Origin of the sequence: Gilliamella sp. B2772, assembly GCF_026536985.1 — a bacterium.
In the GTDB taxonomy this organism is placed as follows: domain Bacteria; phylum Pseudomonadota; class Gammaproteobacteria; order Enterobacterales; family Orbaceae; genus Gilliamella; species Gilliamella apicola_E.
This window is the reverse complement of sequence record NZ_JAFNNB010000002.1, coordinates 293187-316959: the sequence shown is the minus strand read 5'-3', so window position 1 is coordinate 316959 and position 23773 is coordinate 293187. Positions and strand designations below refer to the sequence as shown.

General features: G+C 36.4%; 23 protein-coding genes. 12 read left to right on the top strand and 11 right to left on the bottom strand.

From position 1 onward, the window contains the following. Window positions 1-629 precede the first annotated feature (629 nt). The 4 genes from J3T98_RS06680 (at window position 630) to rlmKL (ending at window position 6629) form a co-directional block, all read left to right on the top strand. Entirely contained in the window at window positions 630-2513 is a 1884-nt protein-coding gene (locus J3T98_RS06680; protein ID WP_267362445.1) for a PTS mannitol transporter subunit IICBA, read from the top strand. Window positions 2514-2585: 72 nt separating this feature from the next. Next, a complete protein-coding gene (locus J3T98_RS06675) occupies window positions 2586-3746 on the top strand; it encodes a mannitol-1-phosphate 5-dehydrogenase (protein ID WP_065734634.1) in 1161 nt (386 codons plus the stop codon). 6 nt (window positions 3747-3752) lie between these two features. Further along, window positions 3753-4295 (top strand): MltR family transcriptional regulator, encoded by a 543-nt coding sequence (locus tag J3T98_RS06670; protein ID WP_065563556.1) that lies wholly within the window; start codon window positions 3753-3755, stop codon window positions 4293-4295. A gap of 213 nt (window positions 4296-4508) precedes the next feature. Next, window positions 4509-6629: a bifunctional 23S rRNA (guanine(2069)-N(7))-methyltransferase RlmK/23S rRNA (guanine(2445)-N(2))-methyltransferase RlmL gene (gene rlmKL / locus J3T98_RS06665; protein ID WP_267362443.1), complete on the top strand. Its 2121-nt coding sequence runs from the start codon at window positions 4509-4511 to the stop codon at window positions 6627-6629. Window positions 6630-6958: 329 nt separating this feature from the next. On the opposite strand, the gene J3T98_RS06660 is transcribed toward rlmKL, so the two are convergent. Further along, window positions 6959-7387, bottom strand: a complete 429-nt coding sequence (locus J3T98_RS06660; RefSeq protein WP_065563558.1) for a universal stress protein — start codon at window positions 7385-7387, stop codon at window positions 6959-6961. 138 nt (window positions 7388-7525) lie between these two features. Between J3T98_RS06660 and J3T98_RS06655 the strand changes: the two genes are divergently transcribed. After that, a complete protein-coding gene (locus J3T98_RS06655) occupies window positions 7526-7936 on the top strand; it encodes a GNAT family N-acetyltransferase (protein WP_065563559.1) in 411 nt (136 codons plus the stop codon). Then, on the top strand, window positions 7933-8514 hold the full coding sequence (locus J3T98_RS06650; protein ID WP_220225733.1) for a Maf family protein: 582 nt from the start codon (window positions 7933-7935) through the stop codon (window positions 8512-8514). The genes J3T98_RS06655 and J3T98_RS06650 overlap by 4 nt, the downstream gene beginning before the upstream one ends. Before the next feature lie 24 nt (window positions 8515-8538). Here J3T98_RS06650 and J3T98_RS06645 read toward each other — a convergent pair whose 3' ends face one another. From J3T98_RS06645 to J3T98_RS06600, 10 genes are all read right to left on the bottom strand, one after another. Continuing rightward, window positions 8539-9204: an ABC transporter ATP-binding protein gene (locus J3T98_RS06645; RefSeq protein ID WP_220225732.1), complete on the bottom strand. Its 666-nt coding sequence runs from the start codon at window positions 9202-9204 to the stop codon at window positions 8539-8541. After that, window positions 9204-10409, bottom strand: a complete 1206-nt coding sequence (locus tag J3T98_RS06640; protein ID WP_220225731.1) for an ABC transporter permease — start codon at window positions 10407-10409, stop codon at window positions 9204-9206. Before J3T98_RS06640 ends, J3T98_RS06645 begins: the two co-directional genes overlap by 1 nt. A 63-nt stretch (window positions 10410-10472) precedes the next feature. Next, window positions 10473-10940: a DUF4418 family protein gene (locus tag J3T98_RS06635; protein WP_220225730.1), complete on the bottom strand. Its 468-nt coding sequence runs from the start codon at window positions 10938-10940 to the stop codon at window positions 10473-10475. A 20-nt stretch (window positions 10941-10960) separates the two neighbouring features. Continuing rightward, window positions 10961-11620: an ABC transporter ATP-binding protein gene (locus J3T98_RS06630; protein ID WP_065563564.1), complete on the bottom strand. Its 660-nt coding sequence runs from the start codon at window positions 11618-11620 to the stop codon at window positions 10961-10963. An 11-nt stretch (window positions 11621-11631) separates the two neighbouring features. Further along, entirely contained in the window at window positions 11632-12774 is a 1143-nt protein-coding gene (locus tag J3T98_RS06625) for an ABC transporter permease (RefSeq protein ID WP_220225729.1), read from the bottom strand. A 13-nt stretch (window positions 12775-12787) separates the two neighbouring features. Continuing rightward, window positions 12788-14056 (bottom strand): ABC transporter permease, encoded by a 1269-nt coding sequence (locus tag J3T98_RS06620; protein WP_065563566.1) that lies wholly within the window; start codon window positions 14054-14056, stop codon window positions 12788-12790. A gap of 21 nt (window positions 14057-14077) precedes the next feature. Continuing rightward, window positions 14078-15292, bottom strand: a complete 1215-nt coding sequence (locus J3T98_RS06615) for a Fe-S-containing protein (RefSeq protein ID WP_065563567.1) — start codon at window positions 15290-15292, stop codon at window positions 14078-14080. Window positions 15293-15389: 97 nt separating this feature from the next. Continuing rightward, window positions 15390-15953, bottom strand: a complete 564-nt coding sequence (locus tag J3T98_RS06610) for an iron transporter (protein WP_065563568.1) — start codon at window positions 15951-15953, stop codon at window positions 15390-15392. Between the two features lie 128 nt (window positions 15954-16081). Then, window positions 16082-17272 carry an FTR1 family iron permease gene (locus J3T98_RS06605; RefSeq protein WP_267362442.1) on the bottom strand — a complete coding sequence of 397 codons (1191 nt, stop codon included), beginning with the start codon at window positions 17270-17272 and terminating at the stop codon, window positions 16082-16084. A gap of 11 nt (window positions 17273-17283) precedes the next feature. After that, window positions 17284-17910 carry a nitroreductase family protein gene (locus tag J3T98_RS06600; protein WP_267362441.1) on the bottom strand — a complete coding sequence of 209 codons (627 nt, stop codon included), beginning with the start codon at window positions 17908-17910 and terminating at the stop codon, window positions 17284-17286. A 223-nt stretch (window positions 17911-18133) separates the two neighbouring features. On the opposite strand from J3T98_RS06600, the gene J3T98_RS06595 reads away from it, so the two are divergent. The 6 genes from J3T98_RS06595 (at window position 18134) to J3T98_RS06570 (ending at window position 23737) form a co-directional block, all read left to right on the top strand. Beyond that, window positions 18134-19576, top strand: a complete 1443-nt coding sequence (locus J3T98_RS06595) for an LTA synthase family protein (protein WP_267362439.1) — start codon at window positions 18134-18136, stop codon at window positions 19574-19576. After that, entirely contained in the window at window positions 19573-20196 is a 624-nt protein-coding gene (locus J3T98_RS06590; protein WP_267362438.1) for a LysE family transporter, read from the top strand. Before J3T98_RS06595 ends, J3T98_RS06590 begins: the two co-directional genes overlap by 4 nt. Window positions 20197-20366: 170 nt before the next feature. Beyond that, window positions 20367-21329, top strand: coding sequence for an arabinose-5-phosphate isomerase GutQ (gutQ, locus tag J3T98_RS06585; RefSeq protein ID WP_065563573.1), 963 nt, complete (start codon window positions 20367-20369; stop codon window positions 21327-21329). 188 nt (window positions 21330-21517) lie between these two features. After that, window positions 21518-22039, top strand: a complete 522-nt coding sequence (gene aroK, locus J3T98_RS06580) for a shikimate kinase AroK (RefSeq protein WP_065563574.1) — start codon at window positions 21518-21520, stop codon at window positions 22037-22039. 60 nt (window positions 22040-22099) lie between these two features. After that, window positions 22100-22909 (top strand): SPOR domain-containing protein, encoded by an 810-nt coding sequence (locus J3T98_RS06575; protein ID WP_267362437.1) that lies wholly within the window; start codon window positions 22100-22102, stop codon window positions 22907-22909. A gap of 9 nt (window positions 22910-22918) precedes the next feature. Then, window positions 22919-23737, top strand: coding sequence for a Dam family site-specific DNA-(adenine-N6)-methyltransferase (locus J3T98_RS06570; protein ID WP_065563576.1), 819 nt, complete (start codon window positions 22919-22921; stop codon window positions 23735-23737). Window positions 23738-23773: the final 36 nt, after the last annotated feature.

The window sequence follows — 23773 nt, the reverse complement described above, 5'->3', positions numbered from 1 at the left end:
TATTTTCCTCTCATAATTATTGCTTTATCGGTTCAATATCAAATATTGAATCTTTTACAATAATCGAATAAATTGACATTTACGATCATAATAACGTATTCTTAATCGCATACAAACGATTTAATTTCATTTTTGCAATAAACAATATAGCGTTTTTAGACGTTCCTTTGAATATTTCTAAAATAATTTTCCTGCTGTAACTGGATAATATTTGTTTCTTTACATTTAATACGTTCATCCTCAACATCATTTAAATAAATAGAAAAATACTTTGCTTATATTTTTTTAGAGATAAAAAGCGTTATAAAATATGATAAACCCTAACACAATATGTCCCTCATATGAAACAGATACATGCTGACTCCATTTTCTCCTGTGCTATGCATTTCAGATGCAATGAGTGCTAATATTAATGAAAGAAATTCAGTACTGATTAAATTACTATCAAATCCCTCTATCTTTATTCTAACTGATAATAAAATGTGATCCAAATCACAAAATCAAAAAATACCCTACTTTTAACAGTGTGATATATGTCACATTTTTTGATTATTTTGGATGAATCGAGTAACTAAATGCTTCTACAATAACAGCATAATGATTATATCAATCAATAAGGAAAGATTTGTATGACTACATCAAACATTAAACTTAAAGTCCAAAATTTTGGGCGATTTCTGAGTAATATGGTGATGCCCAATATCGGCGCATTTATTGCTTGGGGCTTTATTACTGCAATTTTTTTATATAACGCTAACGACCCATCTGCTGGAGGATGGTTTCCAAATGAAGGCGTATCAACTGCTTTTATTGGACCAATGATCACTTATCTACTTCCATTATTAATTGGTTATACTGGTGGTAAATTAGTTTACGGTGATCGTGGTGGCGTAGTTGGTGCGGTCACCACAATTGGGGTAATTGTTGGCGTAACGATTCCAATGTTTTTAGGTGCAATGATATCTGGACCTTTAGGTGGATGGTGCATTAAACAGTTCGATAAATTCATTGATGGTAAAATCAAAAGTGGCTTTGAAATGTTAGTTAATAACTTTTCAGCTGGCATTATTGGTATGATTCTTGCGCTTATCGCTTATTTTGGAATCGGTCCAGCTGTTGCTTCGTTAACTAATGTACTTATTGTTGCAGTACAATTCATGGTTGATCATGGTTTATTACCACTTACTTCTATTCTGGTTGAACCTGCAAAAATACTATTTCTTAATAATGCTATCAATCATGGTGTATTTACTTCACTAGGTGTAACACAAGTAGCAGAAACAGGTAAGTCAATCTTCTTCTTGATTGAAGCAAACCCAGGTCCAGGTTTAGGTTTATTACTTGCTTATATGTTCTTTGGTAAAGGTGCGGCAAAAGGATCTGCTAGCGGTGCGGCAATTATTCACTTCTTTGGTGGTATCCATGAAATTTATTTCCCTTATGTTTTAATGAATCCTCGATTAATTATTGCGGTGATTTTAGGTGGTATGACAGGTGTATTTACTTTAACTTTATTTAATGCAGGTTTAACTGCACCCGCATCACCAGGATCTATTTTTGCGGTAATGAGTATGGCAAAAGGTTCATATTTAGGTGTAACGTTATCTGTGCTTGCAGCAACTACAGTTTCATTTATTGTGTCGGCTATTTTATTAAAAACAACAAAAGATAATGGCAAAAGTTTAGACGAAGCCATGTCTGATGTCACTGCAATGAAAAGCGAAGCCAAAGGAGTAAGCGAAAATAGTAAACTTGATCTTGCTAAAGTGAAAAAAATCATCGTTGCTTGTGATGCAGGTATGGGCTCAAGTGCTATGGGTGCGGGTGTTTTACGTAAAAAAGCAGAAGATGCTCATTTAGATATCAGTGTTACCAATTTAGCAATTAATAACTTGCCAACTGATGCTGATATCATCATCACACATAAAGATTTAACCGCACGAGCAAAACAATATGCACCAAACGCTTATCATATTTCATTAACTAACTTTTTAGATAGTGATTTATATACTCAGTTAGTGAATGATTTAGTCAAAGCAAAAGGTAGTCAACAAGTTGTACAACCAACACCTACCCACCAACCGCTGTTTAAGTTGAATGCAAATAATGTCTTCTTAGGTTTAACCGCGCAAACTAAAGAAGAAGCCATCCGTTTTGCTGGCCAAAAACTAGTCGAAAATGGTTACGTAAAAACAGCTTATATTGATGCCATGTTAGAACGTGAACGATTAACATCCACCTATTTAGGCGAATCGATTGCTGTACCTCACGGCACAATTGAATCTAAAGATGATGTGATTAATACAGGTATCGTATTTTGCCAATATCCAGCAGGTGTACAGTTTGGCGAAGAAGAGCAAGATAAAGCAAAAATCGTAATTGGAATTGCTGCTCGTAACAATGAACATCTTGATGTTATCGCCAAGTTAACCAATGCACTTGATGACGAAAAGATTATTGCAAAACTGACTACCACTAATGATATTGAAGAAGTCCTAGCAATATTAAGCTAACTTAACCACTTCCTACGAAGGTAGGAAGTGTTTTAACAGATTAAAAATGATTCAAAATTAAGGATTATTATTATGCAAGCATTACATTTTGGCGCCGGCAATATTGGCCGTGGTTTTATTGGTAAATTATTATCTGATGCCGGTGTCCACGTCACTTTTGCAGATGTTAATCAACAAGTTATTGATGAACTTGCTAGCCGTCATCAATATCCAGTCAATGTGGTTGGTGAGCAGTCGGTTACCGAAACGGTGAAGAATGTTGATGCCATCAACAGTACTTCACCTAAAGTCGCTGATTACATCGCGAAAGTTGATCTAGTTACCACTGCGGTCGGTCCTCAAATTTTAGCGCGCATTGCGCAAAGTGTGGCACAAGGCATTATTGCTCGACATGCTCAAGGTAATAACGCTCCACTCAATATTATTGCTTGTGAAAACATGGTACGTGGCACAAGCCAGTTCAAACAGGAAATAGTAAAGTATCTACCAGAAAATCTTCACCAATGGGTTAATGAGCATATTGGTTTTGTTGATTCTGCGGTTGACCGCATTGTGCCACCTGCAACTTCTAAAACAGGTGATATTTTAGAGGTGACGGTTGAAACATTCTCTGAATGGATTGTCGATAAAACTCAATTTATTGGCACAATCCCTCAAATCAAAGGTATGGAGCCCGTTGATAACTTAATGGCCTTTGTGGAGCGTAAACTATTTACCTTAAATACCGGACATGCTATTACAGCCTATCTCGGTTTTTATAACAATATTGCGACCATTCGGGATGCGATTTTAAACGATAAAATTCGTAAAATTGTACGTGGAGCCATGGAAGAAAGTGGACAAGTACTGATCAAACGCTATGATTTTGATCCAGCCAAACATCAAGCCTATATTGAAAAAATCCTAACTCGATTTGAGAATCCTTATCTACATGATGATACCGCACGAGTAGGACGTCAACCAATACGCAAACTAGGTCCTGGCGATCGTTTGATCAAACCATTACTTGGCACATTTGAATATAAACTTAGCAATCAAAATCTGCTTATCGGTATTGCAGCTGCGCTTAACTATCGTAATGATGACGACGAACAAGCAATCGAACTGGCAAATCAAATTGCTAACAAGGGTTTAAAACAAGCATTTTGCGATATTTCTGGTATTGAAAGTGATAATCCAGTTGTTAGCCAAATCGAACAACTTTATACTGCTATGCAAAATCATCAATTTTAAGTGACAATGCAAACATTAGCAGAAGACACCATCCTCGAAAAACTCAATCAGCAAGCTGATATACACAGCTTGCTAAAGGTTGCGATCAATTTGATTAATGACAGTGTCAATCAATTGATTTTAAAGGTTTTTCGTAAAGAGCCTCATGCTATCAAGTTTGTTATTCCATCATTGGTGGGCAAGAATGGCCCACTTAATGATACCTCTGTCTGTTTGAAATTACTTTATGCACTAGGCATCATCACGCGTGAAGATTATGAAGATATTGAATTGTTAATGGCAATTTTAGATGAGCTAGAACAAGACGATAAAAATTACACCTATCTGGATGACGAAATCCTAGGTCCAATCAGTTTATTGCACGATATGATACTTCCCCCTAACTCTCCATTAAATAACCCGCAAGAGAACGGCATTGTCGATACCTTAAAATCATCCATGTATCAAAACCGTTATCAACAAATGATTCGCTCAGCGTTGATCATCGCTATTACAGACTTAACCTTACGTATCGTAAATAAACAGAAAATTGATTATTTCCCTGAGTAATATTAATTTATAGAGATGAATTTTAAGTATTAATATAAAAAGGATGTTAAGTAGATAGTCAAAAATTGAGCAATTTTTAAGCTCAAAAACCCCGTTCCTCAACTTTTTTTTGATTACTTTTTAGTTAGATTGGCTATTGTTTAGGGCAATCATTTCCCACTCTGGTAATTAGTCGGTATAATGCCTGCAATTTTATTGTTAAGTGGATTATGCATGAAAACGCTATTTGCCAGCACATCACGCGGGCTTGAAGAGTTATTAAAAAAAGAGTTGGAAAATATTGGGGCGGATAATTGTAAGGTGGCGCAGGGGGGTGTCTATTTTGATGCTAATGAGTCAATTATTTACCAATCGTTATTGTGGTCTCGTTTAGCCTCTCGTATTTTATTGCCAATTGCCGAGTTTGACATCTATAGTGATTTAGATCTTTATTCATGTGTGATGAATATCAAATGGACCAATATCTTCGCGGTAGATAACTCATTTGTTATCAACTTTGTTGGTGTTAATGACTTTATTCGTAACAGCCAATATGGTGCGCTAAAGATCAAAGATGCCATTGTTGATCACTTTATGCGACAAACCAATCAGCGCCCAAATGTTGCAAAGCAAAATCCTGATGTTCGTTTACATGCTTATCTTAGCAAAAATCGAGTTACACTATCATTAGATCTTAGCGGTGAAAGCTTACATCAACGTGGTTATCGCCAACAAACAGGGCAAGCACCGTTAAAAGAGAGTCTAGCCGCGGCTATTATTCTCCGTTCTGACTGGCGGTTTGATGAACCACTTATCGATCCAATGTGTGGTTCAGGAACGTTACTGATTGAAGCTGCGATGATGGCGTCTCATATCCCGCCTGGACTGCTACGCAAACAATGGGGATTTTTTGCTTGGAAAGAATTTAACCCAACACTTTGGAATGACTTACTGTTCAGCGCTAAGCATAATGTAAAAAAAACTAACACCATTTTTATCGGTTATGATAATAACCCAACAGTACTGGAGCGAGCCAAACAAAATGCGATCCAAGCAGGGGTTGGTGATTTAATTACTTTTGCATTGCAGGATGTGACACAATTAACCAATCCTCTTGATCACCATATACATGGCATGATCATCAGTAACCCGCCTTACGGAGAACGATTAGAAAGTGAGCCAGCATTAGTTGCCTTACACTCAGCACTCGGTCGCCAAATTAAACAACAATTTGGTGGGTGGAGATTATCGTTATTTAGTGGCGCGCCACAACTTTTAGATTGTTTACAAATGCGTGCTGACAAACAATTTAAAGCCAAAAATGGCCCTTTAAATTGTCTACAAAAAAATTATTCGATTGCGGATCGTCAAGTGGATCAGGCGGTCATATCAACAAATTTACCAGCTGCCGACTTTGCCAATCGTTTACGTAAAAATTGTCAAAAATTGGAAAAATGGGCCAGCCAAGAACAACTTGAATGTTACCGTCTTTATGATGCTGATTTGCCGGAATATAATGTGGCTATCGATCGTTACAAAGATAAAATTGTGGTACAAGAATACGCTGCACCTAAAAATATTGATCCACAAAAAACGCGACAACGACTGTTTGATATTATTAATACTACTATGTCGGTATTGAAATTAACCGCCGATCAATTGGTACTAAAAACCCGTGAAAAGCAAAAGGGAAAACAACAATATCAAAAACTTGGGCAAAAACAGGATTATTTTTTAGTCCATGAATATCCAATTAATCACAAAAAAACGCAGTTTTGGGTTAATGTGGTGGATTATTTGGATACTGGTTTATTTTTAGATCACCGCTTAGCCAGAAAAATGATCGGACAAATGAGTGCAGGCAAAGACTTTCTAAATCTATTTGCCTACACGGGTAGTGCAACCGTCTACGCAGGTCTTGGTGGAGCAAAATCGACCACGACAGTTGATATGTCACGCACCTATTTAGAGTGGGCCGATCGTAATCTAAAACAAAATGGCTTAACCGGTAAAAATCATCGATTAATACAGGCTGACTGCTTGCTCTATTTATCTCAAGCTGATGAGCAGTTTGATTTAATTTTTATCGATCCTCCAACATTTTCCAACTCTAAACGGATGAACGATACTTTTGATGTTCAGCGCGATCATCTTAAATTAATGAGTGATTTAAAACGATTATTAAGACCAAACGGTGTAATTGTCTTTTCTAATAACAAACGAGGCTTCAAAATGGATGCCGACGGTATGCAAAAATTAAATCTGACGTTTCAAGACATCACCGACAAAACCTTATCGCTCGATTTCAGACGCAATAAACAGATCCACTGCTGTTTTCTTGTTAAACATCAATAATAAAATACCGCCGAAAGGCGGTATAATCTTAGCTTAGCTATGATGTTCAATTCTTTAGGAAAGCCCCACGAGAAATCATGTCGGCATACCCCCTACTCCATCATTCCATCTTCGCGTACACTAGATTATGCCATTAATTATCTCTAATTTATAAAAAGACAACCTTTTGCACAACAATCTTATTTGGAGTAAATAAATTCTTTATTATCGTTTCCAGCACTTACTTTTTGTGAATATATTGGAGCTTAAAATCTTTTTTAAAATCAAAAAAGGTTGAAGATTTTGAGCAAAAACTGATGTCCTTTTGGAGGACATCAGAAAAATAAAAATTAACGTACTACTAGCACTGATGTTTGTGCACCTCTCACTACACCAGAAGCATTTGATCCAAGTAGATGTGTTGAGATATTTGGGCGTCTAGATCCTATGATGATTAGATCGGGCTCGATCTCTTCTGCTAGATGTAAGATCTCATCTCGTGGATTACCAAACGCAATTGAAAAAGATAAATTTTCTCTTGGTAAATTAATTGAGTCAATCAAGCGATGTAGCCATTGCTCTGTTTGTACTGTTGCTTGATCTTTAAACTCATCAAAACCAAATGAGTAAGCATTTACAATAGCCGATGCAACCGGTAAGGTATGAAAAAAGATAACTTGCGCATTGGATAACTTCGCTAAACACTCAACATGGGGGATCACTTTTTGAGTGAGTTCATCTTCAAGGACATCAATCGGAACTAATATTTTTTTGTACATACCGCCTCCTCATTTAAACTTATCTTTTTTAATTAATTTAAGATGGTACTAATTTTAAATTAAATCTAATATTGTTATCCTAACGCTAATTTAAAATATTGAAATAACTTTTTTGCAAAATCATGATGGAGATCAACTATGGATAATATTATTTATCGCCATGATATCAAACCCAGTATAGAACAAGCGACATTATTATATTCTCGCTGCTCATTGGCGGAACGTCGACCAATAAGTGATAAACCTCGTTTTCAAGCAATGTTAGATAATGCTAATTTAGTCATTACCGCATGGCATGATCAGAAACTTGTCGGTATTGCCCGCTGTTTAACAGACTTTGTCTACATAACTTATTTAGCTGATTTAGCCGTTGATGAAGCTTATCAAAAATCAGGTATTGGTAAACAGTTGATAAAAGAGATTCAAATTCATACCGATAATCAATGTGCAATTACTTTGCTTGCAGCACCTCAAGCAGTCGATTATTATGGTCATATTGGTTTTAATGCTCATCCTTCCGCATGGATTTTACAAGAACAGTTAAAATGAAAATTATCCTAGCATCAACATCACTTTCACGTAAAAAAGTACTTGAAAAATTAGCTATTCCTTTCGATTGTGTGCCACCGATTTGTGATGAAACACCTCTACCAAATGAAAGTGCACAGCAGCTGGTGGTACGATTGGCTAATGCTAAAGCGCAGTCATTGGTGGCAAGCAATCCTGATAGTTTAATTATTGGTTCCGACCAAGTAGGTGTTTTAGATGGAAAGATTGTATGTAAACCCCTCACTATTGAAAACGCCCAGCAACAATTAAAAAATAGCAGTGGCAAAGCGTTTTACTTTTATACAGGAATGACGGTCATTAATACTCACACAGGCCAATCGCAAACGATTTGTGAACCGTTTAAAGTCACCTTTCGTCAGTTAACTGATGAAGAAATCGATGCTTATATCGCTAAAGAGATGCCACTACAATGTGCTGGCAGTTTTAAATGTGATGAGTTAGGGATTACTCTTTTCGATAAGCTTGAAGGCGATGATATTAATTCTTTAGTCGGATTACCGCTAATAAAGTTAAATAAAATTATGATTGATATGGGCTGTAATCCGCTGTTTTTATAATTGCTGATAATGACATGCCCTAATTTAATCGATTAACCGCCCTGCTGACATTTTCAGTGTTTTTTGGCTGTAACTTGCTACATCATTATCATGAGTAACAATCAATAGTCCTGTGCCTTGTTGATGAATATCGGCTAATAATGCCATAATTTGTGTTGAACTTTCATCGTCAAGATCGCTGGTGGGTTCGTCGGCAATGACTATTTGTGGCTGGCAAATTAGTGCACGTAAAATAGCTATTCGACGCATTTCACCACCTGACATGTTGGCTGGATAAGCATCTTTTAAATAGCTAATTTGGGCTTTTTCTAACAGTTCCATTGCAGAATTTAAGCTCGATTGGTTTTCACGTTTCGTTAAAGAAAACGGTAAGCGAATATTTTCCAGAGCAGTTAGATTAGGTAACAAACTACTGCCTTGTGGAATGTAACCAATATTTTGATTACGAAACGCCGATACTTGTTTGTCATCAAGATCGAATAAATTGGTGCCGTTAATCGTGATTTTACCTTGAGTTGGCGTTAGTAACCCAGCAATCATATTAAGCAACGTCGTTTTACCACTACCTGATTTACCCATAATGCTGATAAAGTCACTTTGTGCCATTGAAAAACTAACATTATTCACTGCTGAAAAGTGTTGAGATCCGCGTTTATAATCTTTACGAAGGTTCTTGACATCTAATAACATTATTCACCCTCTCTTAATGTTTGATAAGTATCAAACTTAGTTAATGATAATGCTGAATAAATACTAGACAGCGGACCAATAATTAATGTCAGCAAAAATACGATGAATGCATAAATTAATCCATCTGTAATTGAAATATTCATACATGGCAAACCTATCGTTTGGCATATCAATAAGCTGAAAGCATAAATTAATACGCCAGCAACCACTATACCAGCAAGACCACCTAAAGCACTAATGATAAGGGATTCTCGCAGTAACATTTTAACCAGATCACTGCGCGATGCACCTAGAATACGTAATAAGCTGATTTCGCGTTTTCGTTCATTAAGGGATGAGGAAAATATTACAAAGATCACAATAATCGCTAACACCCAAAATATCGCCGATAAACTATAGACAATAGTTGAAAAACTATTTAACCATTTGGATATATTACTTAACATGCCTTTGGTCATCACAAAATCAATATTGTAATCGATAGCATATTTGGGCATGATTTGATTAACAATATCTTTAGACTGATAGTCAGGGTCGACTTTAACAAAAATCGATGACACATAGTTAGCAAAGTGGTCAGTATCGCCTTCAATTAAATTGGTTTCTTTCATAAGCGATTGTGCAGCAGGAATGGTCATAAAAACTGAGGTGTCAAAACCCATTCCTGTGCTATCCATTTTAGCGGCAATTTTAAAGGGATGATTAAAAAATTTAATTTCATCACCGACATTTGAGGTAATTTTACTGCCTACCACTACCTGATTGTCTTGCAATGGTTGTTCTAATTGTGTTTGTAGCCAAGGTTTAATTACAAAATCACTTTGCTGATCAAAACCAATTAATTGAACTTTAGAAGTACAACAACCAGCACTTAACGAAGCAATAAATAGTTGTGGTGAGACCGCTTCGATTCCTTTGATTTCTTTGATTTTATCAATTAATTCAGCTTTTAGATAAAAGCTACTTGGTTCGCCTCGTAATAAGGCGACTTCAAGATTTTTTTCATAACCATAAGGTACTATAAGAATGTCCGCACCTAACCGATTAGCCATGCCTGAAATGCCTAAGCTTAGGTTTTTCATCAATACACTACCGCCAAATAGCGTAGCGGAAAAAAGCATAATGATGATAATCAAGCAACAACTTCGAAAAGGTCGTCGTTGGATATTTCGCCATGCTAAATTCGCTATAGTTATTTCTTGCATGTTGGATTTCTCTATAATTGGTGTTAAGGCTGACTAATGCTTTTTATCAGTTGCTAACCGTTACTAGCGATTAGCTTGTTTATTTAAATATATCACATTGATAATAGCAACAATTGCTAATACTATTGACAATAATATCAATGCTGGCTTAGCTCCCATATTGCATCGCATCATTTCATTACCACATACACCTATTAAAATAGTTGGAATCGCTGCTGCTAAGACCGCAGTACAAGCTATAGCCATACTTAATCCCATACGTACAAATAACGAACGGCTAAGTAATACTAAGGCACCGAGGACTATCACTAAACTACCAATACCTATTTCCGCCCTTGATGTCCAAAAACATTTCATGATTTTGCCACCAGCATTGTGCATGTGCCCATCCATTGGCGCAGAATGCATAGCATCGGCTGGCATAGATTGCACATCCGGTAGTGGGCAGACAGGTAAAATATAGAGCGGGAACAGAATAAGTAACGCTCCGATTAAGATAAATAGTACAGATGAAACAATGCGATTTTTCATAAATATAGACCTTTTAATCATTAATTATTGATAATACTTGCTACTTTACCATGTTCAAGAACTACCGTTGTTTGCGCATGTTTTGATACTTCGGGCGAATGCGTAACAACGATAATTGTGCTTCCTTCTTCGTGAAGTTGATGTAGTAAGTTCATGACCATTGCTTCATTGCTTTCATCTAAATTACCAGTTGGCTCGTCAGCTAAAATCAGTTTTGGGTAATTAATTAATGCCCTAGCAATACAAACGCGTTGCTGTTCCCCACCCGATAATTGACGAGGTAAATGTTTGGCCCGCGCTGCAAGCCCCACACGTTCTAATGCTTGTAAGGCTTCCTTTTCATCTACCATACTGTGATAATATTGCGCCACCATTACGTTTTCTAATGCGGTTAGATAAGAGACAAGATGGAACTGTTGAAAGATTAAACCAATTTTATCACGCCGAATTTCCGTTAGTTGGGGTAATGAAAGTTGGGTAATATCTTGTCCATCTAGAATTACTGAACCCAGCGACGGTTTATCCATACAACCAATAATATTCATTAACGTGGTTTTACCACTGCCTGAAGGTCCCATAATGGATAGCCATTTACCTTCTTCAACGGTTAAGTTAACTTCTGACAAGGCATGTAAAGAGCCATAGATCTTTGAAACATTATTAACTTCTAGCATATTCATACTTTACTATCCTATTCGCCACGTAAAACTAATGCTGGTTCAACTTCAAGTGCACGTTTTACCGGAATCAAACACGCAATGATGGTTACCACAGCCGAAATAACAATCGTTGTTGGTATCAAATAAAATTCAATGACAATTGAGCGCCCAAATACATTGGCGCTGATTACTTGAGCAAAAATTAAACCACAAATAACCCCAATCACCCCACCAATAATACCTAAAATCATCCCTTCGGCTAAAAATTCTTTGGCAATACTTTTATTGGTTGCACCAATAGCTTTTTTCAGCCCTATCTCTTTGCGACGCTCCATTACTACCGTCATCATGGTTGTGGCCACACAAATCATAGTCAAAATTAACACGACTAAGGTTACTAAGTAGAGTAAAGATGACAGTTTACCGAGCACTGATGCTTCGGACTGTGTCACCCATTTTATAAGATGCGGTTCGATTGTGGTTGAGTGATCTTTAATGGTTTGAATATAGTGTTGCAATTCATCTTTGGTTGCAGTGATACTAATTTCGACCACTTCGGCCTGATTGCTTTCTTCAAGTAGGTTTTCAAGATCGTTCAGATCGATAAATATAAAATTATCTTCTGCACGACCTGTCTTGACGATGCCAGTAACAGTTAAGTCCTCATCAAAGCGAGAATTTTCTTTAGATTTTCCTGAAATTGGCATGGTACTTCCAATACTAAGTTTAGCAAACTGGGCAATATCCGTACCAATTATAATTTCGTTCGGATTTTTTGGTAGTTCACCTTCTATCTTCCAATATGGACTAGTTTTAATAACCTGATCAAATTGGGTGCCAACGATGGTATAAGGCTGTTGGTTACTGCGGATAGAATTATAACGAAATGGTGTAACACCTAATACTTTGTCTTTCGGTAATACGCTAATAGCTTTTTCTACCTCAACCATTGATATAGTCGGTTGATTATTAGCTGGCATTAACAATAAGTTAGCTCCATAAGAACGAAACTCTTGTCCCATTTGTCTTGGAATATCATAACAAAGCGTCACCATACCTAGTAACACTGTCGCCCCAATCGCAACACCAAGTAAGGCAATTGCAATCCGAGAACGACGGCGAATTAATGAGCTAAATATCGTTTTTAAAATAAAGCGTTGGTTTTTATTTATCATCACTTAACCTCGCTTACCGACCATGTAATACATCCGTTGGACGTAAGAACATCATAATACGTAATGCCGGCAAGCTTCCTAATAAGGTAATGAGACTTACCATAATTAATACCATTGGGATAATAATCATTTTAGGCTCAACAAATGAACCAAATACCGTCTGTCCAATAATTTGGGCAAAGCCAAGACCAATAAAATAGCCGACCATACCACCGAATAAAGCAATGATTAGTATTTCACTAAGAATTAACATCGCTACCGAGGTATTAGTTGCCCCTAGTGCTTTTAATAAACCAATTTCAGTACTACGTTCAATCACGTTAGCAGTAACTAAGTTAGATATCGCCAAAGCCGAACAGATCAAAGATAACACTGTCAGTAATAACATCAATAATTGTGTTTTTTGTAAAATAGAGCCTTCTGAGTCGGCAACTTGCATTATCGCTTTAACCCGAACATCGGGCATTAATTCTTCCAACTGATAGGCAATCGAACTGATATAAGCGGTGCAGTACCATCGATCCCATTCGGCACGCGATAAACTATTGGGATCTTGCGCCGCTTTGCGAGCTAAATCGTTTTCAGGTGTGGTAAGAGCGCTCACTTCAACCCGTTCAACTAGACCTTGTTTATTCGCTAACATTTGAGCAACTGGTAGCGATACATAAAGCTCGTTATCTTCAAGACCACCACTATGAAAGATATTATTTACAATTAGCGTCATTTTTGGGGAAGTTAGCTCAATACTATCGCCTAATTTAAGATTTAATTGCTTGGCAAGTGTTTCACCCACCATGGCACCTTGCAAGTTATCATCTTTCATTGGCTTGCCTTCTATCGACCACCACGACTTCATGGCTAACATTCCTGTGTCAACTTCATCACCAGTTGGAATAGTCAGATGCTTATTAAACCATGTTCCCACTAGTGTAATAGGTCTATCATTAACGGTCACTTGGGTCGTTAAATAGGGGGCAAAATCAACAATGTTATATGCCCAGAAAATCATTTTAATCTTGACTAAATCATCTTGCTTAATATATTGAGTTGCGTTTTGTTTGTCATCGAGTTGATATAACTCATTTACCATCGCTGCACTTTTGGGCACAATATTTAAGTTAGCACCATAGGCTTTTAATTCTTGATTAACTTTATCACCAACATCAAACATCACATTTAACATGGCTGTCGCTAGCGAAACCCCTAAAGCAACGGTTAAGGCAATTAAAAATAGCTTCTTTTTTTGGCGAACTAACACACTAAGTAACATTCTTCGAAACATATTTTCTTCCTTTTCACACCTTTACTTAAAGCGACTTTTTTCAGCTTCAAGATGAGCTGGACGAATAATCATATTGCCATCTAAAATTTCATATTTAAGCGGTACTGGATTACAACCGCCTGAAAAACCAATTGTTGCAATATTCATTACCACATCACACAAAATACAGACAACTTGATTACCTCGTTGATAATAACCACTTGCACCACAGATATCACAAGCGTCAAAACCTACACCATATGCATTTTCGCTTTTCTTAATGACAATAAATCTAATTAAGGTGCCATCTACTGCTTGATAACCATAACGGTGTAAATTGCCGTCATTTATTTTATCTAATGGAATCACAATCAAACCATCCGCATTAGGTTTAACTGGCTCAGCGGGTGATAACTCCACACCTTTTTGGAGAATATAGCGTGCGCGAGTAACGGTATAAGCCGTTATGGCAATACCTGCCATTAATAATAATGAGGTACGGCGATCACGTCGTAAACTTGCTTTGAGTTTACGCACTTGAGCAGGATTACTACCTACTAATGAGGTAGTTTTGGATTTGGTGTATAATAAAATAGTAAGTAGTAACACCAATGCCATAAAGATGAAAGTAAATAAATTGACATGAGCTAAAACAAAAATAACTAATTCCATCATCCATTCTTGTGGTGAGATAAACCGCCGCACAATCAAAATTTGTAGAAAATTAATTATATTCTGTGTAGTAAAAATAATAATCGCTAATGAAGTAATAACAGTAATAAATCGAGTTGAAAACCTTTGGCAAAGCCGATAGATAAACAATCCAATTAAAATACAAACTAATAAAGCGAAACTGTAACCAATCCATTTAAACAGATAATCATTATTGAAAATTGACTCCATGCCAACATCAAATTCAAATGGATAAAGTAAAATATTCGGTAAACATTGTGCTGTAATAAGTCCAATTGCAATAGATACTATGATGAAAACTAGAAAATTTCTAAAAGATAAGCAGATCAGCAATGGAACAACAATAATGCACCAAGTAACAATCACACCAAGATCATAAAACTCACGAACAGCAAAACCCGTATTTCGTTTTAATATTGCATAAATAAGAGCCGACAACATCCCCAATACAAATCCCGTGATAAGGTATTTTTTACTTGATTGAACAAATACAGCACTAAGTAGTGCCAACATAATCACAGGTACAAAAGTATTATCAGTAACATTGATAAGGTATTGGAGCATAATGATTGCCTAAAAATTACAACGTATATAGGCGAGTTTTGACACTCGCCGATAGTACAACTAATTATTTAAAATTAAATTTAATTAAAAATAATAATTACCATGCACGTGGGATGAAGTTAAAGTCCCATGAAACTTCAATTGGTTTAGTCCAGAAACGACCTTCAACACCAGTTTCTTTATCAACATGTAATAAATAACCTTGTTTTTCAGGGTTTTCGATAGTAAAGGTTACTTTATATTTGCCTGCACCATCTAACTTAATATTGTTACCATAGTGAGGACCATCTGAAGCATTCATAGGCATAAAAGTACCTTCGATAGCTTTATCACTGCCTTCTTTTTGGATTTTATATTTTACAGTTAAGTAAGGCACGAAATCACCAGTACCAAAACCTAAGTTATTACCTTCAGCCGCTGAAATATCAGCTTCAATATGCATATCAGATTTTGAAGCAGGTAAACCACCCATACCAGCTGGTTCCATATCAACAGGTTGGAAATAAACTGCACCGATGTGTAAAGGACCAACAGTTACTTCATCACCAATTGGAAACTCTTCGAAGCCTTTTTCTTCACCTGGTGCAGGTGCAGCAGCATAAGCCATTGAAGAAAGTGCAAGTATTGATGAAATACCAGCAGAGACTAATAGTTTTTTCATTGAAAACTCCTTAATTTTGTTTTTCACTTTTGATCACTAATCAATAAAATCATGACTAGCTAATAACAATTTACTACCAATGTATTTACGATTTATCACTAATCATTAATCGTTTTTATTGTTTTATATTATTTATTTCTTTTATATTTTGTGGAATAGATAATCGACCCTATCACTGCCACTACCATGAACAACTGTGGTAATAATGTTTCAACTGTTGGGTAGATACCCAATATCTCAACCGAATGAACAAAATCGACCGGTGTAACCTGAATAATATCAGCTTCTTGTAACTCTTTTACACCGCCACCAGCAAACGCAATCGCCATCAAATACATCAAGGCACTGGTACAAATAAAGAAAGGTTTAAGTGGTAATTTGACCGTACCAAAGCGAATAATAACAAACACAAACGCTAATATAATCATTCCCACACCTAAACCATACCACACCATATCCATATGGTCATTAGCATCTGCTAACATGGCTTGATAGAAGATGATAGTTTCTGCGCCTTCACGAAACACTGCTAAAAAGGCAGCAAATCCTAAAGCAAAACTACTGCCGGTAGAAACCGCATTTTGCACCTTACCTTCCACATAGTTTTTCCAAGCTATGGATTCTGACTTAGACAGCATCCAATTACTAATAAAGAACAGCATTACCGTTGCCAATAACATGGCGCAACCTTCCATAATTTCTTGGTTGGCACCGCTTAATCCCACAATTGTATGTAACGCTATCGCCGCTAAAATACTAGCAAATACCGCAAACAAACTGCTAAGATAAACGACTTTAAGCATCGGTTTATTATTTGAGCGAACAAGATAGGCAGAGATAGCTGCGATAACCAATATCGCTTCCAACCCTTCACGGAAAATGATGATAAACGACGCCAAAAAGACACTCCAACCACTCTCTTTTTTACCATCTAACTCGTTAGCATCTTCATGGAGCATTTTTAAAATAACGTCAATTTCTGCGCGCACCGTTTTATTCGGCGCATTTTGTGTCATTAATCGTTTGATTTTTGCAAACTGGTATTCAGTGTCAGTACCCCGCTTACCTGAAATATAAGACATCACTGCACGCTCAACACCATGCTTTTCGTAAAATCCAAAGTAAGCATTATTAACACGGGCTTTAGCACCTTCGACATCTTTCATAAAATAGATGTTGTAGGCATCATTCAAAATGATATCCATCTCATCAATAATTGCATTCCAGCTTTCATATTTCTTTTCGGCTGCATAAGAAGGGGAACTAAAAACAGCTAAACTTGCAATTAGTAGAACAACTAAAGTTAAATACTTTTTCACTTCCAACTCCTTTATTTTCCTAACAACATAATCCCTATTGGTTTGCTGTTTTCGGGCAATTGTAATGATTGACTAATAAATTCAGGATTGATTGAATGGATATAACGTGTGCTGAGTTTTAATGCTGTCGCCGATAAATAAACATTTTGGCTCATTGCGCCAACAGCAATTTGACTAAAATCATTGGCTTGTTGGGTATCATAATCTTTAAGATTGTCACCATCAGACACAAAAATAAAAATATAAGGTGCACGTTTAGTAAAACTTTGTTTACCGATGTCGCCACGAATATCTTGATTATTGATCTCACGAAGATAGTGCCCTTCCCACTCGTATATAAAGGTTCCCTTTTCACTTGCAACATACAGGCGAACATAAGGCGCTTTACCACTTGCCATTGGTACTGTCCAACCGTTTTTACCTCGATTTAAGCCACTGGCTGCCCAAAGTACACTTGAAAGCTCCTCGTCAGACACCATGCCTGTTGGAAATCCTCCCCCCGGCGTTGACGCACGCTTTTTAAGACTATCAAATAATCCCATCCCCTCTTTATTTTGTGGGGCCGGTAAAGTGACATCAGCATAGCTATAGGAAAAACAAGATAACAGCAAAACAATGGCAAATCTACGTAACAACATAGCGTAAACCTTTCAGCTTTAGGAAATAAAATAATTGTTGCTATCTTATTGCTAATGCTTTCAATTATCAACAACAAACAATAATAATTATCATTAAGCTTGTTACATATAATAAAATCAAAGCATTAATATTACCTTGCAATCTGCGATTTTTATTTTTCTGATTAAAACGTATATACTGATGCAATAATCCCGTTTTAAGAAAATCTGAGTATCATTAACTATGCCGTTTTCGACTTTAATTGTATTACCACTTTTTATCTTAACTATTACCTTAGCTTCTTTTTTTAAACAAAAAAAATGGCAACTGCTCACCATTGTCTTAATGACCGTCATCATTGTTATGGAACTCACCTCTATCTATTTTAGTGGTGGATTTATTGATTATCAGTTTTACGTGAATTTAAATGTGAATGACATTATTGAAGGATTATTTATCTTCAAGTTACAGGCTGTATTAGTGATTGTAGTCTTTTTAGGATTAGTTTTGATAATCAGTAAATTAGCCAACTTATTTCGTAACAAATGCCGATTATTATGGCGCTTATCGTTTGCTGTCATCGCAATTGCTTCAATTAGTTATCATAATGGTCCAATTAGTCGCCTCTATGAAATCTATCAAGTCACCTGCGCGCCAAACGCAACCTTTGAGCAAGCATTACAAACGCTCAATATGAATGATTATGTTGCAAAATCACAGTTAAAAAGTCAAAAAGGCAAAAATATTATTGTGTTATCGTTAGAGTCTTTCGAGCAAGGATTTTTAGATTTTGCTGATATCACCCCAAATTTAAGACAGCTTAAGCAACAATATACCTTCTTTCCAAATATGCCAATGAGTGCAGGTAGTACCTGGACAACCGCCTCAATGTATACTTATATGACTGGTGTACCATTTTTAATTGGAGAGCACTCAACATCCCCTTTAAAAAATGCTAACTCAACTAAATTAGTCACTTTGGGCGATGTGTTAAAACAAGCAGGCTACCAAACTCGTTACGTTATGGCTGGTCCTGAATTTGCAAGCATTGGTCACACAGCAGAAGTAGTTGGAATGCAAGTGGTATCTGAAAAAAACTATCCAGACAAATACCCAAATGCGCCATTTGGGTTATATGATAAAGATATATTAGATATCGCCGAACAGCAAATACAAGAGATGAAAAATAATGACAAACCATTTGCGCTATTTGTTTCGACTGTTTCAACCCATGCACCAAATGGCTTTAACGATGAACGCATGACTTCTGTTATTAGCCCAAAGCATGACAACATGTCTTTTGTAGCCGCATCTCTCGATTACAATTTAGGGCAATTTATTAATCACCTAAAAGAGCAAGGTTTACTAGACAATACCGTATTTTATATCTTCCCTGACCATTTAATGATGGGTGCGGGTACCGAAACCGTTAAAAAATTGTCGGAAAAAGAACGCAAATTGTACTTATTAACCAATGCGAATAGTGATGATTTACAAAAATCATCCAACCAAACCATTTACCAAATCGACTTACCAAGAATGATTTTGAATGGTGCACAAATTAAAACGAATGCAAAATTCTTAACTGATTACTTAATTGATGAAAATTTCGATAAAAAGCAATTTATCGAACAACATAAATCAAACATCGCCACGTTAAACAATGCAGCACAAGAGCAAAAATGACAGTCGATACCTTAATTTTGGTCATAACCATTAGTTGTTTAGGCATGATATCACCCGGGCCAGATTTTTTTCTGGTCTTAAAAAATAGTTTAAGCTACAACCGAAAAATAGCATTAATGACCTGTTTAGGAGTAATTAGTGCTATCGCCATTCATATGAGTTACTGCGTGGCAGGCATTGCTGTATTAATCACCGCCACCCCTTGGCTCTATAATGCATTACGTTATGCCGGTGCCGCTTATTTGTTATGGATTGGCGTTAAAGCGTTACTAGCCAAAAGCCGTGGCACCGCCTATGTTTCCAAACAAACGCAGGAACTGGATGTCACAGCCAAATCTGCGTTTATGCAAGGGCTATTATGTAATTTACTTAATCCAAAAGCCACGCTGTTTTTTCTAGCTATCTTCACTCAACTACTTAATGCCAGCTCAACGATGGTAGATAAACTGGTAGTTGCTTTTATAATCTGGCTTGAAGCTGCAATTTGGTGGCCGATGGTAGTATTCGTCTTCCAAACCCAAATTGTCCAACGTCGTTATTTTAAGTTACAGTTGATTATTGATAAGTTGTTAGGCGTGATATTAATCGTGCTTGGAGTTAAAGTTGGATTGGGATTCTAAAGCTTTAAAAACCCCGTTCCTCAACTTTTTTTAATCTAAAAAGTGCGTTCCTCAATTATTTCTTATCTTTTTATTCTAAAAGGCTTTTGAATATTGAATAGTTAATTGCTAGACTATGAATAATTTAATCAATATATATTTTTTAGTTTTAATTTGATGAGTGGCTAAAAATGGACAAATTATTACAATATGGTCGAGAATTACTTGAACTTGAGCTTCATGAGGCACAGAAGCTACCAGCTCGGCTTGGTGAGAGTTTTGTTAAGGCCTGCCAGTTAATTTTGTCAACAAAAGGCAAAGTTGTAGTGTCAGGCATTGGTAAATCTGGTCATATTGGTAAAAAGATCGCAGCATCATTAGCCAGTACTGGTAGCCCAGCATTTTTTATGCATCCATCTGAAGCATTACACGGTGATTTAGGAATGGTGACCGAGAATGATGTCGTGATTTTGATTTCTTATTCAGGACGAGCTAAGGAATTTCAATTTATTTTACCCATTCTTGCAGCAATGAATATTCCAGTTATTGCCATAACGGGTGGGCTTGATTCCCCATTAGCATTAGCTGCGCAAGCAGTGCTGGATATTTCAATCGAAAAGGAAGCGTGTCCAATGGGATTAGCTCCAACCTCAAGCTCAACTAATACGTTAATGATGGGCGATGCGCTGGCAATTGCCGTTATGCGAGCTCGTGGATTTAAGGAAGAAGATTTTGCTCGTTCACATCCAGCTGGCAGTTTAGGCGCTAAACTATTAAATCATGTAAAAGATATTATGCGTAAGGGTGATTTAATTCCTAGAGTACCACAATCAGCAACAGTACTTGATGCCATGTTAGAATTAAGTCGTACTGGTGTGGGGTTAGTTGCAATATGCCAAGATGATAATAAAATAGTTGGCGTTTTTACAGATGGCGATTTACGCCGTTTGCTACTAAAACATGGTACATTACAAGATAATATTGTCGATGTAATGACAAGTCCAGGCCATCAAATACCTGAAACTTGGAAAGCGGTCGAAGCTTTAAAATCATTTAATGATCATAATATTACTGCTGCCCCTGTGGTAAATAATCACGGCGAATTGGTTGGTGCGCTGAATATTCATGATCTGCATCAAGCAGGTATTAGTTAATCGATTAATAAATACCTGTTGCAAAATGGGGCTATCTATTGAGATAATTACCGACCTAAATTTTTGTCGTTAGACGGAGATCCAAGTAAGTTACACAATTCAATACCGAAATGATGAGTTATTTAAGTCATTATAAATTGATATTGTGTTGTAAATTTTAACCAAAATTAATAGATGATGAAACTACAATGGCAGAAAAGCGAAATATCTTTCTAATTGGCCCTATGGGGGCAGGAAAAAGCACAATAGGCCGACAAATTGCACAACAGTTAGGTATGGAATTTTTTGATTCTGACCAAGAGATCGAGAAACGTACAGGTGCTGATATTGCATGGATTTTTGACTTAGAAGGTGAAGACGGATTCCGAGCCAGAGAAGAGAAAGTCATTAATGAGTTGACTGAAAAACAAGGTATAGTTCTTGCTACTGGTGGTGGTTCGATTTTATCTAAAGAGACACGTAACCGTTTATCAGCTCGCGGTATTGTAGTTTATTTAGAAACTACAATAGAAAAACAGATGGCAAGAACCCAGAAAGATAAGCGTCGTCCTTTATTACAAGGTGGCAATACTCCCCGTGAACTTTACGAAGAATTAGCCGAAGAGCGTGATCCACTTTACGAAGAGATCGCTGATATTACGATTAAAACTGATGAGCAAAGTGCCAAAGGTGTTGCTGGATATATTATTGAAAAAATAGAACAAATTTAAAATTTCAATTTTTTAAATTCGGCTGGCCATGAGGCAATAAACCATTTGAAAGGAGTTAATATGCGTGTAGATAAAGATGATCGTTATATACCAGAACAATCAAGTAAGTCTTCTACGCCTTCTTTTAGTATATCAACTTTTTTTCAGCATTATTCGAAGAAAAAATTGATTATTATGGGATTAGCTTTAGCTATTATTGTCTTGTTGGTTTGCTTTGTGATATCTCGTCCATCAAAAAAAACAACCATACTGACTCCTCCGGAAGTCAATGGTGTTTCGTCGACGCAAACGCCTGATTCAACAATCAGTGGCGATAGTGGGGCGTTAGCGCAAGGTCAACAAAATTCTGCACCTGTGCCACCAGCCCCAATTAATAGTAATGTTAATGAGCACGATAATGGGGTTAGTCAACCTCCAGCATCAACACAGTCAACATCGGGTTCTAGACCAGATCTGCAACCAACGGGTAACAGTACAACTCAAAATACTAATGGTTCATCAACTAATTTAAATAAACCAATAAATCCAGATAGAGGCAATCCTACTGTTTCTAACTCAAATAATAGTGTAATAACAGGTAATAATTCAACTTCGATTGCCAAAATTAAGAATGATCAGTTTTCAATTCAACTTAGTTCTTCTAGTTCAGTTGATGGTTTGAAAAGATTGGTTAAAGAACATAATCTTACTAATTACCAAATTTATGAAACCAAACGAAATAATGTTAAATGGTATATCTTAGTTAAAGGTACATATGATTCTGCTGACGAAGCCAGAAAAGCGATCAAATCTTTACCAAGTGCACTACAAAAAGATAAGCCTTGGATTAAATCTGGCGAAACAATTAATAAAGAAAAATCAGCAAAATAGGAGTTTCCGTTGAAGAAGCAACGAGCCTTTTTAAAATGGGCTGGAGGAAAATATGAGCTTGTGGACACAATTAAACAATATCTACCAGAAGGGGACCAACTCATTGAGCCCTTTGTAGGCGCTGGTTCTGTTTTTTTAAACACAAACTTTAAAAGTTATATTTTAGCTGATATCAATCATGATCTAATTGCGTTATTTAGGTTATTACAATCCAATCCTGATAAGTTTATTAATGATCTTAAGCTATTATTTAATCATCAGAATAATCAAGCTGAGGCTTTTTATCAGCTACGAGATGTCTTTAATTATAGTAAAGATCAATATCTACGATCGCTTTTGTTTGTCTATTTGAATCGCCACTGTTATAACGGTTTATGTCGCTATAATAATAGCGGGCTTTTTAATGTACCTTTTGGACGTTACAAAACTATCTATTTTCCTGAGAAGGAGCTCTATTATTTTGCTCAAAAAGCACAAAAAGCTGAGTTTATTTGTACTCCTTATCATGAAGCAATGAAAATGGCAAAACGCAATTCTGTCATTTATTGTGATCCGCCTTATCTTTCTCCAAATGAATCTATCGGTTTTACGGCTTATTATTCCAATAATTTTGGTTTTGAAGAACATAAGCGATTGTCACAATTAGCTGAAAAAATTGCTTATAAAAAAAATATTCCTGTACTACTATCAAATCACGATACAGAGTATACCAGAACGTTATATAGTAAAGCGCGCCATCTTTACCGTGCAGAAATGCGACGCTCAATTAGCTGTGCTGGCGAAGGACGCAAAAAAATTGATGAAATATTAGCCTTGTACCAAAAATAACCTATTTTATGTATAAGGTTTTATTAGTAGAGGTAT

Bases quoted from the DNA above. Each gene is read 5' to 3' on its own strand.
- J3T98_RS06600 (WP_267362441.1), bottom strand. From the start codon at position 17,910: ATGTTGTTACGTAGATTTGCCATTGTTTTGCTGTTATCTTGTTTTTCC.
- J3T98_RS06650 (WP_220225733.1), top strand. From the start codon at position 7,933: ATGAAAATTATCCTAGCATCAACATCACTTTCACGTAAAAAAGTACTT.
- J3T98_RS06595 (WP_267362439.1), top strand. From the start codon at position 18,134: ATGCCGTTTTCGACTTTAATTGTATTACCACTTTTTATCTTAACTATT.
- aroK (WP_065563574.1), top strand. From the start codon at position 21,518: ATGGCAGAAAAGCGAAATATCTTTCTAATTGGCCCTATGGGGGCAGGA.
- J3T98_RS06620 (WP_065563566.1), bottom strand. From the start codon at position 14,056: ATGTTTCGAAGAATGTTACTTAGTGTGTTAGTTCGCCAAAAAAAGAAG.
- J3T98_RS06675 (WP_065734634.1), top strand. From the start codon at position 2,586: ATGCAAGCATTACATTTTGGCGCCGGCAATATTGGCCGTGGTTTTATT.
- gutQ (WP_065563573.1), top strand. From the start codon at position 20,367: ATGGACAAATTATTACAATATGGTCGAGAATTACTTGAACTTGAGCTT.
- J3T98_RS06635 (WP_220225730.1), bottom strand. From the start codon at position 10,940: ATGAAAAATCGCATTGTTTCATCTGTACTATTTATCTTAATCGGAGCG.
- rlmKL (WP_267362443.1), top strand. From the start codon at position 4,509: ATGAAAACGCTATTTGCCAGCACATCACGCGGGCTTGAAGAGTTATTA.
- J3T98_RS06640 (WP_220225731.1), bottom strand. From the start codon at position 10,409: ATGCAAGAAATAACTATAGCGAATTTAGCATGGCGAAATATCCAACGA.
- J3T98_RS06655 (WP_065563559.1), top strand. From the start codon at position 7,526: ATGGATAATATTATTTATCGCCATGATATCAAACCCAGTATAGAACAA.
- J3T98_RS06610 (WP_065563568.1), bottom strand. From the start codon at position 15,953: ATGAAAAAACTATTAGTCTCTGCTGGTATTTCATCAATACTTGCACTT.
- J3T98_RS06680 (WP_267362445.1), top strand. From the start codon at position 630: ATGACTACATCAAACATTAAACTTAAAGTCCAAAATTTTGGGCGATTT.
- J3T98_RS06615 (WP_065563567.1), bottom strand. From the start codon at position 15,292: ATGCTCCAATACCTTATCAATGTTACTGATAATACTTTTGTACCTGTG.
- J3T98_RS06625 (WP_220225729.1), bottom strand. From the start codon at position 12,774: ATGATAAATAAAAACCAACGCTTTATTTTAAAAACGATATTTAGCTCA.
- J3T98_RS06630 (WP_065563564.1), bottom strand. From the start codon at position 11,620: ATGAATATGCTAGAAGTTAATAATGTTTCAAAGATCTATGGCTCTTTA.
- J3T98_RS06575 (WP_267362437.1), top strand. From the start codon at position 22,100: ATGCGTGTAGATAAAGATGATCGTTATATACCAGAACAATCAAGTAAG.
- J3T98_RS06670 (WP_065563556.1), top strand. From the start codon at position 3,753: ATGCAAACATTAGCAGAAGACACCATCCTCGAAAAACTCAATCAGCAA.
- J3T98_RS06660 (WP_065563558.1), bottom strand. From the start codon at position 7,387: ATGTACAAAAAAATATTAGTTCCGATTGATGTCCTTGAAGATGAACTC.
- J3T98_RS06590 (WP_267362438.1), top strand. From the start codon at position 19,573: ATGACAGTCGATACCTTAATTTTGGTCATAACCATTAGTTGTTTAGGC.
- J3T98_RS06645 (WP_220225732.1), bottom strand. From the start codon at position 9,204: ATGTTATTAGATGTCAAGAACCTTCGTAAAGATTATAAACGCGGATCT.